The following is a 16386-nucleotide window of genomic DNA, read 5'->3' on the forward strand; positions in this document are numbered from 1 at the left end:
GCGAACGGGGATCAGCGGGCGGTGTACGCGCCGTCCACCAGGTGGTAGCTGCCGTGGATGAACGAGGCCCGCTCCGAGAGCAGGAACACGATCAGCTCGGCGACCTCCTCGGAGTGGCCGAGGCGGCCCGCCGGGTGCAGGGAGACGAGCGCGTCGTACGCCTCCTTGTCCATGTTCTGCAGGAGCGGCGTCTCGATGAAGCCGGGGCCGACCGCGTTCACCCGGATGCCCTTCGCGGCGTACTCGGCGGCGGCGGTCTTGGTGAGGCCGACGACGCCGTGCTTGGCGGCGACGTAGGCCGGGGAGCCCGCGAAGCCGACGGAGCCGAGGATCGAGGCGACGTTCACGATGGCGCCCGCTCCCGCGGCCTCCAGGACCGGGAGCTCGTAGCGCATCGAGTAGAAGACGCCGTCGAGGTTGGTGCGTATGACGCGGTTGTAGACATCGATGTCGTACGCGCCCGTCGGCTTGCTCTCCCCGCCGATGCCCGCGTTGTTGACCGCCAGGTCGAGCCCGCCGAACGTGTCCACGGCGAACCGCACCGCTGCCTCGACCGAAGCGGGCTCGGTGACGTCCACGGCCACCGCGGCGGCCTTGACGCCCTCCGCGAGAAGCTGGGCGGCGGCCTTCTCGGCGCCCTCGGCGTTGAAGTCGGCGATGACGACGGTCGCGCCGCCCGCGCCCAGGCGGCGGGCGGTGGCCAGGCCGATGCCGGAGGCGGCGCCCGTGACCAGGGCGGTCTTGCCGGCGAACTCGGTGGCGTAGTAGCTGACGGGGGCGGTCGCGGGAGTCGTGGGGGTGGTGGGGGTGGTGCTCATGGTGCTCTTCACTTTCCTCATCCGTTGTGGGGGGCGGCGCGTGCTGCCTCCCCGGTCAGGACGGCGTAGGCCTGCTCCACATGTGCGGCGAGGTCTGCGTCGTTGTCGTGCCCGCCGCGCGCCCAGCTGCGCAGGGCGGCGGTCAGCACTCCGGCGGCGGCACCGACGACGACGGCCGGGCGCTGGTCCCGGGCGGGGTCGGTGCCGAGCCGGTCGGCGATGATCCGGACGGACTCGTCCTGGGCGTCGACCCGGACGCGTTCGTACGCGGCGAACAAGGCGGGCTCCGTGTCGACGAGCGCCAGCAGCTCCCGCCGCCGGGCCCTGCGGTGCGGGCCGGGGGACTCCGGGTCGGCGAGCCAGTCCTGCACCGCCGCGCGATAGGCGGCCAGCGGGGGCTCGTCGGCGGGGCGGGTGCGCAGGGCCGCGTTGATGCGGTCACCGTCGGCACGGGTGAAGTCGAGCGCCGCCGCTTCCTTGCTGCCGAAGTGGCGGCTGAAGGTGCGGCGCGTGACGTCGGCGCGCTCGGCGACGGCCTCCACGGTGACGGCCGCGAGGCCGTGCTCCAGGATCAGGTCGATGGCCGCGTCGGCGAGCGCTTCCCGGGTCTGCCGGGCCTTGCGCTGCCTGCGGTCCTCGCTGCCCGGGTCGGTGGCCGGGGCTCCTGGACCGGACTCCTTCGCCTTGTTCATGCCTTCGACTGTACACCCGAGATGTCCCAATGGGACACCTGTCCCGACGGGACTCCATTAGAGCGGCAGTGCGCACACGGCGAGGGGTGCGGCGAACGGCTCACCGGTCAGGCGTAGTTGGCCGCCCTTGCTCACCTGGAAGACGCTCACCGAGCTCGATTTCTGGTTGGCCGCGAACAGCAGGCGCCCGGACGGCGAGAAGGCGATGTGCCGGGGGAAGTCCCCTCCGACGGGGACCGTGTCGAGCAGCCGCAGCCGAGCGCCGCCCGCTTCGATCGCGTAGCGCGTGAGGCTGTTGTGCCCGCGGTTGGCGAGGAAGGCGAAGGTGCCCTCGCGGGTGACGAGCAGCTGCGCCGGATAGCTGGTGCCTTCGCCGGTGCCGGTGGACTGCGGTGCACCGGGCGTGAGCCGTCCGCTCGCGGGGTCGTACGCGCAGACCACCACCGTGTTGTCGAGCTCGTTCGCCAGATAGGCGAAGCGCCCGGAGGGGTGGAAGGTGAGATGACGCGGGCCCGCGCCCGGTCGCAGGGCGGCGTACGAGGCCTGGGTGAGCTTCCCCTTCTTCGTGTCGAGGCGGTAGCTGTAGACGGTGTCGTTGCCCAGGTCGACGGCGAGGACATGCCCGCCGTCCGGGCTGGTCACGACCTGGTGGGCGTGCGGGCCCTCCTGCCCCGGGCCGGGAGGCGGGCTCGAGTGGGTGACCACGTCGCTCAACTCGCCCAGGGCGCCGGACGATTGGATCGGGTGGACGGCCACGCTCCCGGAGAGGTAGTTCGCGCTGAGCAGCCAGCGACCGCTCGGGTGCACGGACAGATGGCAGGGCCCGGCACCACCCGTGCCACGCGCTCCCAGGACCTCGGGCCCCGCGGGAGACAGCGCGACCGCGGTCACGCCGCCCTGCTCCCGCTCATTGACGGCATAGAGGGTTCTGCCCGAGGGGTGGAGGCAGAGATAGGAGGGGTCGGGTACGCCCGTCAGCGTGCCGGTGGCCGTGATCCGGCCCGTCGTCTCGTCGTACGTCGCGAGGCCGAGACCCTCGCCGCCCTCGGGCTGACTGGTGTAGGTGCCGAGGAACAGCTGCCGGTCGCGGCGCGGCGCTCGTACGGGGGACAGGGCGGACGCGGAGGCGGACCCGGGCGCGGCGACGACGGCAGCGGTGGCGGCGACGGCTCCGATGAACCCGCGCCGCCCCCATCCGTCCGCCTCGGGCCGACCGCCGGACCCGGTGTTCCTGCCTGCCGCCATGTCCGCTCCTCGTGTGTCCGTGGTGACGCGTGTGGCAGACAGAGTGATGCCCAGAATCCTCACGATCAAGAGGTGCCTCGTGGGTTGCGTTCCGTGCAACGCGGGGTGCCGGGTCCCTTCACCCGACGGGTTCACGCCGTTCTTCCCGCCGACCTCGATCCTCGGCACGGTTTTTCGCCGACGCCCTGACGGCGTGCGACGCGGGGTTCGCTCGGCATGCGGCAGCCGACTGGCTGATCCCGAACGGACTCGTGGTGTCCTGTTTCCCGCGCACCGCCGACGCGGTTCTCCGGCTCGCCGTCACCCCGCCCGGCCCCTGCGCGGCGAACCGAGCGACGGGCTTTCCGGCGCACCGGGGCTGCCGCGTCAGCCTCGCGCTGACGGGTGAAACCCCTGGTGGCGCCCACAAGTTGACCGCCGAGCCGACGGCGCCGGAGCGCCGGCTCGCACACCGGCGCATTCGCGGCTGTCGACAGGCCCTCCGCGTCGGCGTGGTCGTGGCGGCGAGGGTCCGTACCTCTGTGACGCGACGCGCGACCGGTCTTGCGCCCAGCGCGTGAATCACGGAGAGTAACTACGACGCGGTGGCCGTGAATATGCGCCGCAGGGTGGCCGGGGATGCCCCTCGGAGGTATGAACTGGCCCTGAGCGGGCAAGATGTAGGTGCCATTCGCGGTGCCGCCCCAGACCCCGGCGGCGTCCGGCGTCGGCTTCAGGGCCGGGCCGCTCGCGTTGTCGTTACTCTTCGTATGCGGGGTGTAGGGAAATTGGGGGGTGGACCATGGGCACGCCCGACCCGGGCTTTGGGCTGCACCACCGTGTGGTCGACGGATCGATCGTTCTGACGTTCCGAGGCGAACTGGACGCCTGGGCGGATCAGGAACTCTCGCCGCGCATAGCGGAGTTACTGGACCGGCCGGGCGCAGACGTGGTGGTGGACCTCAGGCAGGTCACGTTTCTGGATGCGGGCGGCCTGCGGCTGCTGGTGCGCATCAAAGGCCGAGCCGTCGCGAAGCGACGCAACTTGCGGGTGGTCCGCAGTAGTTCACGCGTCTGGCGGGTGCTGCGCATCACCCGCCTCGACCGCAGCTTCACCGTCTGGGACAGCATGCCCGCCGCCCTCGAGACGCCGGACGAGGAAGAGGGAAGCCTGAACAGGCCTGCCTAGAAGGACAGGCACGCCTGGACGAAATGGCCGGTTTCGGCTCGCAGGGGCGGGAGTTGACCACTGAGAGGCACTGCTCGGATACGGTGTGCGAGGTGTTGTCGTTGCCGTGGACACGCGAGGAGTTGCTGAGTGGACCGCAGTTCTGTGATCCGGATCCGGACGGTGCTGGCCGCGCTGGGCGTGGCGTCGGCGATGGCGGCCGCGCCCACCGCGACGGCGGCGGCCGAGCAGAAGCCGGCGGCGTCGGCGGGCGGGGTGTCGACATCGGCGCCGCACGAGCCGTGCACCGGAGAGTTCCACAAGGACGCCCGGCTCGGCCCGAAGTGGCTTCCCAAGAAGTGGCAGGAGCCGGTGGGCCCGCTGCTCAAGGGGTGGAAGCGCACGGGCGGCCTCTCGCCGTCGGCCTTCCTGAAGAAGTACTGGGAGGGCCCGGCCGAATCAGGCGGCTGGAAGTACCCGCCGAACGACGGCTTCGAGACGGTCAACGGCCAGGTCGACAAGCACCCCGAGGAGCTCGAGGAGGGTGACCTGCTCGACCGGTTCGGCTCGGAGTACGGATCGTTCCTGGCCCCCGCAGGTGACTCCTACGCCGAACGCGCGCTGCCCCCGCAGAACCTCAACACCCGTGACGCCGCCGTCGCCTGTGACTATCGCGTGTACGAGGTGAGCAAGCCGTTCTCCGTCTGGCAGGGCGGAATCGCCCCCTGGTTCGCACAGCCCGGCGGTGGTCAGCAGATCAAGCTCGACCCGGTGTTCCTCGACCCGGGCGAGGGGCAGCGTCTGAACGTGAAATGGCTGCTCGACCACGGGTATCTCGAGCCGGCGACCGACTAGCCGCGACGTACCGGACCGCAAGGAGCGCCTCGGCGATGGACGTTCGTCAACTGCCCGCCGCCCTGCGCGGTGCCGGGGTCGCCGACGGTTACTACTGGATCGAGGGCGTCCACGAACCGTCCCCGACGCCCCCCGACTTCGTCTATCTGCGGAGAACCGAGGACGGCGAGGCGTGGGAGAGCGGAACGTACGAACGCGGAACGCATCGCCCCCTCGCCCGGCACGCGGACGAGGGGGAAGCCTGCGCGCAGTTGCTGCGGCTGCTGCTGTGAGGCGGCGTGGCGTGGTGGGTGCGGGCGGTCAGCCCTCGGGGCGCAGCAGGCCGCGCTCGTAGGCCTTGGCCAGCCGCTGGGGCACCAGGTAGGCGGAGCCGTCGACGGTGATCGGCACGAGCTGCGGGGTGGTGGCCTTCCACTGCGCGCGGCGGTGACGGGTGTTGCTGCGGGACATCTTCCGCTTGGGTACGGCCATGGTTCGGGTCCTCTCTCGGCGGTGCGCTGCCGAGGCTATATGAAAATGGGTCCCATTTCGAATTGTGGACCGAGCCTGCCGTGGTTGACAGTCCGGACGCGCCCGCGACAGCATCCCGGCGATGGAGATCACCGACCTGACCCCGGCGGAGCACCGCGTCTGGCAGGCGTTCCCGCTCGGCGAGGGCGTCGACTTCCGCGAGAGCCCCGACGACGACCCCCGGGCCGGAGCCTCCTGGGGACCCGAACGGACCGTGCGCGCCGAGGTGTTGCGCGCACTGCTGCTCAACGGCCCGACGCAGGACGGCGAGATAGCTGGCATGAAGCTGACGGGAGCCCGCATCACCGGGCGCCTCGACCTCAGGTACGGAACGGTCGAGCACCCCGTACGCCTGCGGTCCTGCCACTTCGAGGACACGCCGAACCTGTACGGGGCCCAGGTCCGCGCCCTGGTGCTGAGCGATTCCGTCCTGCCGGGGCTGAGGGCGGGAACCCTGCGGGTGGAGCTGGTCCTGCGGATCACCTGCTGCCGCATCACGGGACCCGTGCGGCTCGCGGGAGCGCAGATCGCCGGGGCCTTCTTCGCCAACGGCGCGGAGCTCGGCATCCCACCCGGTCCTGACGAGCCGCCCGCACCGGCCCCCGCGGTGGCGGACGAAGCGGTGCTGCAGCTGAACCACGCGGACATCGGCACCGACCTGTGGGCCGTGGGCCTGGTGGCCCATGGCCAGGTCCGGCTGAACGGCGCCACCGTGGGAGGCCAGGTCAACCTCGACGACGCCGAGCTGAACGTCCCCGGTGACATCGCCCTGCACGCCGAGACCCTGTCCGTCGGCACCGATCTGCGTGCCATGCGGCTGCGCGCCCGCGGCATGCTCAACCTGAGCGGCGCCAGGATTCCGCGGCACGTCAACCTCGCCTACGCCCGCCTCTCTCACCCCGGCGGGTCGGCGCTGCGCGCCAGCAGCTGCGTCATCGGCGAGCTGTGGCTGCGGGAAGCCGCCCCGGTCCAGGGCACCGTGAACCTGCGTCGCTCCCAGCTAGACCTGCTGCACGTCCCTCCCGAGGTGTGGCCGGGCGAGGTGAAGCTGGACGGCCTCGCGTACCAGAGGCTCGCCCCGCACCTGCCCGCCGAGCAGCGGCTGCCGCTCCTGGAGCGCGAGGCGGGCGGCTATCTCCCGCAGGGCTACGAGCAGTTGGCCGCCGCCTACCGCACGGTGGGCGACGAGGCCGCCGCCCGCACCGTGCAACTGGCCAAGCTCCGCCGCCACCGGCGGACCCTGCCCCCGTACGCCAGGATCTGGGGGCACCTCCAGGACGTGACGGTGGGCTACGGGTTCCGGCCGATGCGCGCGGCCGGATGGCTACTGGTCCTGCTGCTCACCGGCGCGCTCGCCTTCGCCCTGCACCATCCGCCCGCCCTGAAGTCGGACGAGGCCCCCGACTTCAACCCCGTCTTCTACACCCTCGACCTGCTCATCCCGATCATCGGCTTCGGCCAGGAGCAGGCGTACGCGCCGGAGGGCTGGTACCAGTGGCTCTCGTACCTCCTGGTCGCCACGGGCTGGGTCCTGGTCACCACGGTCGCGGCCGGCATCACCCGCTCGCTCAGCCGCCAGTGACGAACATCGCCGACCTGGACACAGACGGGACGACGATCGATATCCTCCAGCGAAACGCTCAAACGAACACCTGACGGGTACGTCGTGAGGGGGCCGGCAGCATGCGGGAGCCGAGGGATGTCAGGCGGCAGCGGATACTCGCCGTCGTGGAGTCGCGTGGCGAGGCGCGGCTGAGCGATCTCGCCGACGACCTGGAGGTCTCGGTGATCACCGTGCGCCGGGACGTCGAAGAGCTGGCCCAGGAGGGCAGGCTGCGGCGCGGGCACGGGGTGGCGCGGTCCGTCGGCCCCGTGGAGCGCGGCGCCGCACCCGCCGAACCCGTGGCGAGCGGCGGCGCCGTGGCGCTGATGGTGCCCGAGCGGCACACCTACCTGTACGAGACGATGCACGGCGCCCGAGGTGCCCTGAGCGAGGCCGGCATCCGGGTCGCCCTGCACATTGCGCCGCAGGTGGAGGGTGCCGAACGGCCGCTGGCCGAGCGGGTGCTGGCCGAAGGCGTACGGGGTCTGCTCATCGCCCCGCGCTGGCGCACGGAGGCGGAGGAGGAGGCGGACTACGCCTGGCTTGCGGCTTCGGGCGTGCCCACGGTCCTGATGGAGCGGCGCCCCCGCGCGGGCAGTGCGCTGCACGCCATGGACTCCGTCTGCACCGACCACTGGTACGGCATCCACCTCGCCGTCGACCACCTCGTGCGGCTCGGCCACCGGCGGATCGTCCTGGCCGCGCGCGACGACAGCCCGACCGCCCGTGCCCTGCGCGCGGCCTTCGCCGACATCGCCGCCGCCAGGAGCGAGGTCGAGGACTGGAGCGTCATGCTGAGCGCCGAGGGCGCGGGACCCGGCCGGGCGCGCGAGCCGCTCGACCTGGCGGCGCGGCTGCGCGAGCGCGGGGCGACGGCCGCCGTGCTGCACGGTGACGTCGACGCCCTGATGCTCGTGCAACAGCTCATGGACCGCGGGGTGCGGGTGCCGCAGGACTGCTCGGTGGTGGCGTACGACGACGTGGTGGCCGCGCTCGGCAGCACGCCGCTGACCGCCGTGTCCCCGCCGAAGCACGAGGTGGGACGCACGGCGGCCGGGCTACTGCTGCGCAGGCTCGACGAGTTGGCGGGCCCCGGTGCCGGACCCGCGCAGCGCGTGCAGCTGCTGCCCGAGCTGAAGGTCCGCGGATCCGCCACCGACATCGAGATCGTTTGACCGCTTCAGTTTCTTTTGATCGGTCTATTGACCGGCACCGTTCACGCGATCAGGATTCCCGTGTCCCGAACAAGAGCCGCGGGAGGCACCCATGCCTGGTCGACCGAGCCGCCGGTCCCTGCTCGCCGTGACAGCCGCATTTCCCATGGCAGGTGCGCTCAGCGCCTGTTCGGGCAGCACTGGCCGTACACCGAGCAGCAAGGGCGGCACCACACGCATCACGTTCTGGTCCGCACTGCGCGGAAGCCAGGAAGTGGTCGACGCGTTCAACAGGACCCACGACCGCATCCAGGTCGAGTTCCAGCAGATCCCGTCCGGCGCCATGGGCGGGTACGCCAAGCTCAGCAACGCCGCCCGGGCCGGCAACGCCCCGGACGTCGCCACCCTCGAATACCCCCAGGTCCCCGGCTTCGCCATCGACGGCGTCGCCCGGGACATCACCTCACTCGTCAGCGACCGGTTGCGCGCCAAGCTGCTGCCGCAGGCCCTCGGCCTGACCACCTTCGAGAAGCGGATCTTCTCCGTGCCGCTCGACGTGGAACCGATGGTGCTGCACTACCGCTCCGACCTGTTCGACCGGTACGGGATCGAAGTCCCGCGCACCTGGGACGAGTTCACCGAGGCCGCACGCGTCGTACGGGACAAGGCACGCGACCGGCGCATCGCGCTCTTCCCCACCGACGGCGGCCCGCAGTTCGCCGCGTGGGCGTGGCAGGCGGGCGCCCAGTGGTTCGACACCCGCGCGGGCGCCTGGAACGTCTCCCTGACGGACCGCCCGACCCGGGAGGTCGCGGCGTACTGGCAGCGGCTCATCGACGAGGAACTGCTCTTCATCAACGCCAGCGAGAGCAGGCACTACGACTCCCAGCTCGGTGAGGGCCTGGTCCTGGCCAGGCTCAGCGGCGCCTGGGACGCGGGCTCGCAGATGAACGCACGGCCCGGCCAGAAGGGCCAGTGGGCCATCGCGCCGCTCCCGCAGTGGGACCCCGACAAGCCCGTCGTCGGCACCCACGGCGGCTCCACGTTCGCCGTCACCAAGGACTCCCGGCACCCCGAGGCCGCCATGGAGTTCATTGCATGGCAGGTCTCGCACCCCGACGCCCTGCGCGCCCGGCTCTCCAGCGGCGCCAGCAGCCAGTACCCGGCCGTCCCCGATCTGGTCTCCGTGGGCCGCAAGGCCTTCGACCGCTCCTACTACTCGGGCCAGGACATCTACCGCCTCTTCGAGGAGCAGGCGGAGACGATCCGCGACGGCTGGGTCTGGGGGCCGCGGATGACCGCCACCCAGAAGGTGATGCAGGACGGCTTCGCCCGCGCGGGCGGCGGCAAGGGCTCCCTGCTCGACGCGGTGCGCGCGGCGCACGACGGCACCATGCCGGACCTCAGGGCCCTCGGCCTCGCCACCACCGAGCACAGCACATGACCGGCCCCACGCCCCGGCGGCCCACGTATCCCGTCGAGCACCAGAGCACCAGCAGAAAGGCAGGTGAGCCCCGATGACCACGACCGCGCCCCCGGCCCGCGCCACCCGCACCGCCGACACCCCCGTCGCCGACCGCCGCGCCCCCGCGCGTGCGCGACGCCGCGAACATGTGGCGGCCGGCGTCCTGATGACCCCCTTCCTGATCCTGTTGGTGACGGTCTTCCTGATACCCGTCGGCACCGCGGTCTGGCTGAGCTTCTTCAGCGACGACCAGCCGGGCCTCGGCTTCGGCCCCGAACGCACGGTCTTCGTGGGCCTGCGCAGCTACACGGCCGTCCTCACCGACCCGACCTTCCTCGGCAGCCTCGGCCTGGTCGCGCTCTACTGCCTGATCTACATCCCGCTGATGGTGATCGGCGCCCTCGGTCTCGCCCTGCTGCTCGACTCGGGTGTCGTACGGCTGCGCGCCTGGGCGCAGTTGGGGCTCTTCCTGCCGCACGCGGTACCGGGCATCATCGCGGCGCTCATCTGGCTCTACCTCTACACGCCCGGTCTCAGCCCGGTCGTCGACGTGCTCTCCAAAGGCGACATCCACATCGACTTCCTCGGCGTGAACACCGTGCTCCCGTCGATCGTGAACATCGCCCTGTGGAGCAACCTCGGCTACAACATGGTCATCTTCTACGCCGCCCTGCAGGCCGTGCCCCGCGAGGTGATCGAAGCGGCCGTGGTCGACGGCGCGGGACCGGTGCGCACCGCACTGCAGGTCAAGGCGCCCCTGGTGCGCTCATCGATCGTCATGGTCGCGATGTTCACCCTGATCTGGGCGATGCAGCTGTTCACCGAACCGATGCTGCTCAGCCAGTCGTCCCCGATGGTCAACTCGCGCTTCTCGCCCAGCATGTACATCTACGACGCGGCCTTCACCCGCAACAACTACGGCCTGGCGGCCGCCGCCTCGGTGATCCTGCTCCTGTGCACGGTCGCCCTCTCCTACGGCGTCACCCGCTGGACCAACCGCTCCCAGAAGGAGGCCGCACGATGAGCGCCGACACCCTCAGCGCGCACCGCCCCCGCCTCCTGGGCCGCACCGTCGTGAACACCGTGGTCGGCATCGCGGTGCTCTACACGCTGCTGCCCGTCCTGTGGCTGGTGCTCGCCGCGTCCAAGAACCGCGACGCGCTGTTCAGCAGCAACTTCTTCTCGCTGACGGACTTCTCCTTCGTGCAGAACCTGCGCGACCTCTTCGCGATGGACGGCGGGCTCTACGGCCGCTGGTACACCAACAGCCTCCTCTACGCCGTCCTGGGCGCCGCGATCAGCGCCCTGGTGAGCGTCGCCTGCGGCTACGCCTTCGACAAGTACCGCTTCGCGCACAAGGAGAAGGTCTTCGGCCTGGTGCTCGCCGCGGTGATGGTGCCCCAGACGGTCCTCGCGCTGCCGCTCTACCTCATGGCCTCGGCCACGGGCGTGGTCGACACCTTCTGGGCGGTGTTCATCCCGGTCCTGTTCAACCCGTTCGGCGTCTATCTGGGGCGGATCTTCAGCCAGGGATATGTGCCCGACGAGGTGCTCGAAGCGGCCCGGGTGGACGGCGCGGGGGAGCTCACCACGTATGTGCGCGTCTCCCTGCGGATGCTGGGCCCCGGTCTGGTCACGGTGTTCCTCTTCCAGCTCACCGCCATCTGGAACAACTTCTTCCTGCCGATGGTGATGCTCTCGGACGAGAAGCTTTACCCGGTCAGCCTCGGCCTCTACACCTGGAACAGCTCGGCCACCGTCTCGCCCGAGTACTACCCCGTGGTGATCATTGGTTCGCTCCTCGCGGTGCTGCCGCTGATCCTCGCCTTCATCCTGCTGCAACGCTTCTGGAAGTCGGGTCTGACCGCGGGCTCGGTCAAGTGAGGCAGGTGAACCCTGTGCACCATGTGAAAGGGAATGTGTTGAAGAACGGCAGCCACCGTCCGCCCACCGCGCTCGCCATGGCCCCGGACGCGGCGAAGGCCGTGCTCGGCCCCGACGCCCTGGCCGCACTCGGCCGCGTCTGCGATCTGGTGCCGGACACCGTCCTGGACGACTTCACCACCGAGCGGGCGCACACGGTGCTCCGGGACGTGGAGGTCCTGGTCACCGGCTGGGGCTGTCCGCCGCTGGACGCCGCCGCGCTCGCGGCGGCGCCCCGGCTGCGGGCCGTCGTGCACACCGCGGGGTCGGTACGCGGTCACATCACCCCGGAGTGCTGGGAGCGCGGCATCGAGGTGTCATCGGCGGCCGCGGCCAACGCGCTGCCCGTCGCCGAGTACACCGTCGCCATGATCCTGCTCAGCGGCAAGCGCGTCCTGGAGCGGGCCCGGGAGTTCAAGGCCACCCGGCGCCGCGACGAATGGCTCGGCCTGTCGCACGGCGTGGGCAACTACGGCCGGACGGTCGGCGTGCTCTCCGCCTCGATGATCGGCCGCCGCGTCATCGAACTTCTCCGTCCCTATGACCTCCAGGTGCTGCTGCACGACCCGTACGTGTCCGACGAGGAAGCCCTGGCGCTCGGCGCACGGCCCGTCGGCATCCGGGAGTTGTTCGCGAGCAGCGACGTCGTCAGCGTCCACACCCCGCTGCTGCCCGCCACCCGCGGCCTCGTCGGCCGGGAGCTGATCGGCGCGATGCGCCCCGAGGCCGTGCTCATCAACACGGCCCGCGGCGCCGTCCTCGACCAGGACGCCCTCACGGAGGCCGCGCTGGCCAGCCGTGTCCGCGCCGTCCTGGACGTCACCGACCCCGAAGTCCTGCCCCACGACCACCCGTTGTGGGACTGCGACAACGTCACGATCACCCCCCACCTCGCGGGTTCCCAGGGCAACGAGTGGGGGCGCCTCGCCGATCTCGCCGTCGCCGAGGTGGGCCGCTGGGCCGCGGGCGACGGACTCGCCCATGCCGTACGACGTGAAAGGCTGGCCTACCTCGCATGAGGATCCCCGGACTGCCCCAGGAAAACCGGGAGTTGAGCCCCCGCACCGGCTACACGCGCGAGCACTGGGAGGCGGCCGCCGACGGTCTCCTGGCAGCCGCCTGGAAGTGGGCGACCCCGCGCGGCGCTCTGCTCGACCTGCCGGGACGGCCCTCCGCGTCCGGCGTACGGTCCGACGGCCTGGAGGGGTACGCCCGCACCCTCCTCGCCGCCGCGTTCCGTGTGGCGGGCGCCGAGGGCAAGGACCCGCACGGCTGGCTCGACCGGTACGCGGAAGGTCTCGCGGCAGGCACCCGCACGCCCGGCCGTGCCGACGCCGAGTCCTGGCCGGTGATCCTCGACCACCACGTCCAGGGCCAGCCGATGGTGGAGTCCGCGTCCGTGGCCCTCGGCCTGCGCCTGACCCGCCCCTGGCTGTGGGACCGGCTCGACACCGACGTACAGGACCGCGCCGAGCAGTGGCTGCGCGGTGCGATCCGCCATGTCCCCGCGCCCAACAACTGGTATCTCTTCCCCTACACCGTGGCCGGGTTCCTGGAGTCGGTGGGCCGCGGCGACGCGGAGACGGCCAGGGCACGTGAGCGAGCACTCGACCTCCTGGAGACCTGGTACCGAGGCCAGGGCTGGTACGCCGACGGAGACGGCCGGGCCTTCGACCACTACAACGGCTGGGCGCTGCACCTGTACCCGACGCTGGACGCTCAACTGTCGGGTGATCCAGCAGAGTTGAGGCGGCACGGCGCTCGCCTGCACGAGCACCTGGAGAGCTTCGGACTCCTCTTCGGCTCCGACGGCGCACCCATCCACTTCGGCCGCTCCCTGACCTACCGGTTCGCCGCGGGCGCGTCCGTGGCCCTCGGCGCGCTCACCGGCCACACGCCCTTGAGCCCCGGCACCTCGCGCAGGCTCCTGAGCGGATCACTGCGCTACTTCCTGGACCGCGGCTCCGTGGGCGCCGACGGACTGCTCGGCCTCGGCTGGCACGGCCCGCACGACGCGAGCCTTCAGCCCTACTCAGGACCCGCGTCGCCGTACTGGGCATCGAAGGCGTTCGTCGGCCTCCTGGCCCCGGCCACCCATCCTCTGTGGACCGCCACGGAGGAACCGGCCCCCAGCGAGCGCCGCGACACGGTCCGCGCGCTGCCCGCGCCCGGCCTCCTCATACAGAGCACCCGCGCCGACGGGATAGTACGGATGCACAACCACGGCAGCGACCACGCCCGCCCGCACGAGGCCGAGGTCGCGGCCCACGAGGACCCGCTCTACGCCCGCCACGCCTACTCCACGCGGACCGGTCCTACGGCACGCGGCAACACCCCGGACAACCACATCGCGGTGGAGGTGGCGGGAGTACGCAGTGCCCGCACCCGCATCCACCCGCTGGGCGCCGCTCAGGGCGACGGCTGGGGCTGGGCGGCGTCCCGGCACACCCCCGCCTTCGTGAGCGGCGCGCCCATGGTGCCGGGGCTGCGCGTGGAGAGCGTCACGGTGGCCAGGGGGCGGCACGAACTGCGCGTGCAGCGCGTGGTCGGCGCGCCGCACGGCGCACGCGTCACCCACACGGGCTGGGCGACGGGCCCCGAAGAGCCCCTGCACTCGGCGCTCCACCCCTTGCACGGCTGGACCGGCCACGACGAGCAACGCGCCCCCCAGGGCACGGCCTTCACCCGGTGGGCCCGCCTGCCGCGCCTCACGGCCGAAGCGGAGGCCACGGCGGTGTACGCGGCCCTGGCCACACTCACCGCGGAGCCGGAACCCACCCCCTTGGCGGACATCGCCACGCTGGTGAAGGCGACACGGGGCTCCGTCGAGGTGCGGTGGACGGACGACGGCACCGTGACCCGCGTCGCCTTCGCACCGCTGTCGGTGGAGCACGGCTGACTTGACCCTCACGTCGCGTCAGGCCGCAGGCTGTACGCGACGAAAGGCGAGGTCCATGAGTTACACGGTGGGGCAGGTCTCCGGGTTCGCGGGGGTCACGGTCCGCACGCTGCATCATTACGACCGGTCCGGGCTGCTCGTGCCCGGCGAGCGCAGTCCGGGCGGGTACCGCCTGTACGGCGAGGCCGACCTGGCACGCCTGCAGCAGATCCTCTTCTACCGCGAACTCGGCTTCGCCCTGGAAGAGATCGCGGAGATCCTCGCGGATCCGCAGGCCGACGCACTCGCTCTGCTGCGGGCCCGGCACAAGGCGTTGGTGGAGCAGATGGGCAAGTTGGGCCGCCTGGTGGAGGTCGCCGAGCGGGCCATGGAAGTGCAGCAGACCGGCGTGCGGCTCGACCCGCAGGAACGGTTCGAGGTGTTCGGCGAGATCACGTTCGACCTGAGCTACGCCACCGAGGCCGGCCTCAAGTGGGAGCACACTCCCGGGCACCAGGAGGCGATGAGCCGGGCCGCCTCCCACTCCAAGGAGGACTGGGTCCGGATCATGGGTGAGGCGGCGGCCTGGCGAACCGAACTCGTCAAGGCGTTCGACGAGGGCGAACCCGCTCAGGGGAAGCGCGCCACGGCCCTCGCCGAGGAACACCGGCAGCACCTCATCCGCTGGTTCACGCCCTGCCCGCCTGCCATGCACCTCCGGATCGCCGATGACTTCGCCGACGACCCCCGCGCCTTCGCCCTCGTCGTCCCGGCCTCGGAGCAGCGGCCGGGCCTTGCCGCGTTCCTGCACGCCGCGGTGCGGGCCAACGTCGAGCAGGGCGCGAGCGAGGGGGAGGACCGATGAGGATCTTGATGGCAGCTGCCGGGTCGTACGGCGATGTCGCCCCGTACACCGGCCTCGGTGCCCGGTTGCGGGAGGCCGGGCATGACGTCGCCCTTGCCACGCAGGAGTCCTTCGCGCCGCTCGTGCGGGGGGCCGGCCTCGACTTTCGTCCGTTGCCCGCCGACACGGGCGCCGGCGGTGGCGGAAATCGGCAGCTGATGCGCACCGCCGCCGCGTTCGTGCGGAAGCTGGGTGCCGGGCTCGTCGAGGCCGCGGAACCCGGCGCCGATGTGCTGCTGCTCTCGACGACCACGGCGCCCCTGGGCTGGCAGCTGGCCGAGGCCATGGATATCCCGTCCATCGGCGTCTACCTGCAACCCACGCACCCCACACGGGAGTTCGCGCCCGTGGTGTCCGGCGGCAGGTCGCTCGGTGGGCCAGGCAACAGGATGCTCGGCCGTTTCTCCTTGCGGATGGCCGACCGTGTCTACGCCGAAGCCGTTGCGGACCTGCGGGCGCGCCTCTCACTGCCGCGCGCCACACCGGGTGCCGTCCGGCGGCGTCAGGAAGAGGCGGGGTGGCCGGTCCTGCACGGTTTCAGCACTGCCGTGGTGCCCCGGCCCGCGGACTGGCGCGAGGGTCTCGACGTCGTCGGCAACTGGTGGCCGCACCACGACCCGGGCATCCCGCTGCCCGCCCTCTTCGAGGACTTCCTGCGGGCCGGGCAGCCGCCCGTGTTCATCGGGTTCGGGAGCATGGCCGCGGACGACGGCGCGCGGCTCGGCGAGTTGGCGGTGTCCGCGCTGCGCCGGGCCGGGCTGCGTGGAGTCCTTCAGGAGGGGCGGGCGGGGCTGATGGCGCACGGCGACGACATCCTGACCGTCGGCGAGGTGCCCCACGCGTCCCTGTTCCCGCGGATGGCTGCCGTGGTCCATCACGCGGGCGCGGGCACCACGGCGGCGGGGCTGCGGGCCGGGGTGCCCGCGATTCCCGTGCCCGTCATGGCGGACCAGCCCTTCTGGGCGGCGCGGCTCGCCGGCCTCGGCGCGGGCACCGCGCCCATCCCGTTCAAGGAGCTCACGGTGGAGCGCCTCGCCGAGCAGATGGGGCGTGCGGTGGGTGAGCCCGCGTACAAGGAAGCCGCCGGAGCCGTCGCCCGCCGGATGGAAGCGCAGGACGGTGCCGGACAAGTCCTCAAGGCCGTCGAGGCGGCCGGTCCGTAGCCCGAGCGGCCGAACGCGCAGGTCGTGAT

At 71.7% G+C, this 16386-nt stretch carries 16 protein-coding genes; 12 read left to right on the forward strand and 4 right to left on the reverse strand.

Annotated elements, in window-relative coordinates:
• Positions 1-11: 11 nt before the first annotated feature.
• The 3 genes from AB0M70_RS08625 to AB0M70_RS08635 are packed head-to-tail and all read right to left on the reverse strand — an operon-like array spanning position 12 to position 2755.
• Complete coding sequence (locus AB0M70_RS08625) at positions 12-818, reverse strand: SDR family NAD(P)-dependent oxidoreductase (protein WP_365817820.1); 807 nt, start codon at positions 816-818, stop codon at positions 12-14.
• Positions 819-835: 17 nt separating this feature from the next.
• On the reverse strand, positions 836-1510 hold the full coding sequence (locus AB0M70_RS08630; RefSeq protein WP_365817822.1) for a TetR/AcrR family transcriptional regulator: 675 nt from the start codon (positions 1508-1510) through the stop codon (positions 836-838).
• A gap of 57 nt (positions 1511-1567) precedes the next feature.
• A complete protein-coding gene (locus AB0M70_RS08635; protein WP_365817824.1) occupies positions 1568-2755 on the reverse strand; it encodes a lactonase family protein in 1188 nt (395 codons plus the stop codon).
• Positions 2756-3536: 781 nt separating this feature from the next.
• Between AB0M70_RS08635 and AB0M70_RS08640 the strand changes: the two genes are divergently transcribed.
• The 3 genes from AB0M70_RS08640 (at position 3537) to AB0M70_RS08650 (ending at position 5029) form a co-directional block, all read left to right on the forward strand.
• A complete protein-coding gene (locus AB0M70_RS08640) occupies positions 3537-3923 on the forward strand; it encodes an STAS domain-containing protein (protein WP_365817826.1) in 387 nt (128 codons plus the stop codon).
• Positions 3924-4067: 144 nt separating this feature from the next.
• Entirely contained in the window at positions 4068-4757 is a 690-nt protein-coding gene (locus tag AB0M70_RS08645) for a TNT domain-containing protein (RefSeq protein ID WP_365818749.1), read from the forward strand.
• Positions 4758-4792: 35 nt separating this feature from the next.
• Positions 4793-5029 (forward strand): hypothetical protein, encoded by a 237-nt coding sequence (locus AB0M70_RS08650; protein WP_365817828.1) that lies wholly within the window; start codon positions 4793-4795, stop codon positions 5027-5029.
• Positions 5030-5057: 28 nt separating this feature from the next.
• On the opposite strand, the gene rpmF is transcribed toward AB0M70_RS08650, so the two are convergent.
• Positions 5058-5228 (reverse strand): 50S ribosomal protein L32, encoded by a 171-nt coding sequence (rpmF, locus tag AB0M70_RS08655; protein ID WP_363206161.1) that lies wholly within the window; start codon positions 5226-5228, stop codon positions 5058-5060.
• 121 nt (positions 5229-5349) lie between these two features.
• On the opposite strand from rpmF, the gene AB0M70_RS08660 reads away from it, so the two are divergent.
• The 9 genes from AB0M70_RS08660 (at position 5350) to AB0M70_RS08700 (ending at position 16357) form a co-directional block, all read left to right on the forward strand.
• Positions 5350-6849, forward strand: a complete 1500-nt coding sequence (locus AB0M70_RS08660; protein WP_365817830.1) for a membrane-associated oxidoreductase — start codon at positions 5350-5352, stop codon at positions 6847-6849.
• A gap of 101 nt (positions 6850-6950) precedes the next feature.
• Positions 6951-8045 (forward strand): substrate-binding domain-containing protein, encoded by a 1095-nt coding sequence (locus tag AB0M70_RS08665; RefSeq protein ID WP_365817832.1) that lies wholly within the window; start codon positions 6951-6953, stop codon positions 8043-8045.
• A gap of 91 nt (positions 8046-8136) precedes the next feature.
• Positions 8137-9468 (forward strand): extracellular solute-binding protein, encoded by a 1332-nt coding sequence (locus AB0M70_RS08670; protein ID WP_365817834.1) that lies wholly within the window; start codon positions 8137-8139, stop codon positions 9466-9468.
• 73 nt (positions 9469-9541) lie between these two features.
• A complete protein-coding gene (locus AB0M70_RS08675) occupies positions 9542-10513 on the forward strand; it encodes a sugar ABC transporter permease (RefSeq protein WP_365817836.1) in 972 nt (323 codons plus the stop codon).
• Entirely contained in the window at positions 10510-11373 is an 864-nt protein-coding gene (locus AB0M70_RS08680; RefSeq protein ID WP_363206156.1) for a carbohydrate ABC transporter permease, read from the forward strand. Before AB0M70_RS08675 ends, AB0M70_RS08680 begins: the two co-directional genes overlap by 4 nt.
• A gap of 77 nt (positions 11374-11450) precedes the next feature.
• Positions 11451-12431, forward strand: coding sequence for a hydroxyacid dehydrogenase (locus tag AB0M70_RS08685; protein ID WP_365818751.1), 981 nt, complete (start codon positions 11451-11453; stop codon positions 12429-12431).
• Positions 12428-14311 carry a DUF2264 domain-containing protein gene (locus tag AB0M70_RS08690; RefSeq protein WP_365817839.1) on the forward strand — a complete coding sequence of 628 codons (1884 nt, stop codon included), beginning with the start codon at positions 12428-12430 and terminating at the stop codon, positions 14309-14311. Before AB0M70_RS08685 ends, AB0M70_RS08690 begins: the two co-directional genes overlap by 4 nt.
• Before the next feature lie 55 nt (positions 14312-14366).
• Entirely contained in the window at positions 14367-15155 is a 789-nt protein-coding gene (locus tag AB0M70_RS08695; protein WP_365817841.1) for a MerR family transcriptional regulator, read from the forward strand.
• The gene (locus tag AB0M70_RS08700; protein ID WP_365817843.1) at positions 15152-16357 is read left to right on the forward strand and encodes a glycosyltransferase; all 1206 of its coding nucleotides are present in this window, start codon (positions 15152-15154) and stop codon (positions 16355-16357) included. Before AB0M70_RS08695 ends, AB0M70_RS08700 begins: the two co-directional genes overlap by 4 nt.
• The last annotated feature ends 29 nt before the right edge of the window (positions 16358-16386 follow it).

It is taken from the genome of Streptomyces sp. NPDC051214 (assembly GCF_040682375.1).
Classification (GTDB): Bacteria; Actinomycetota; Actinomycetes; order Streptomycetales; family Streptomycetaceae; genus Streptomyces.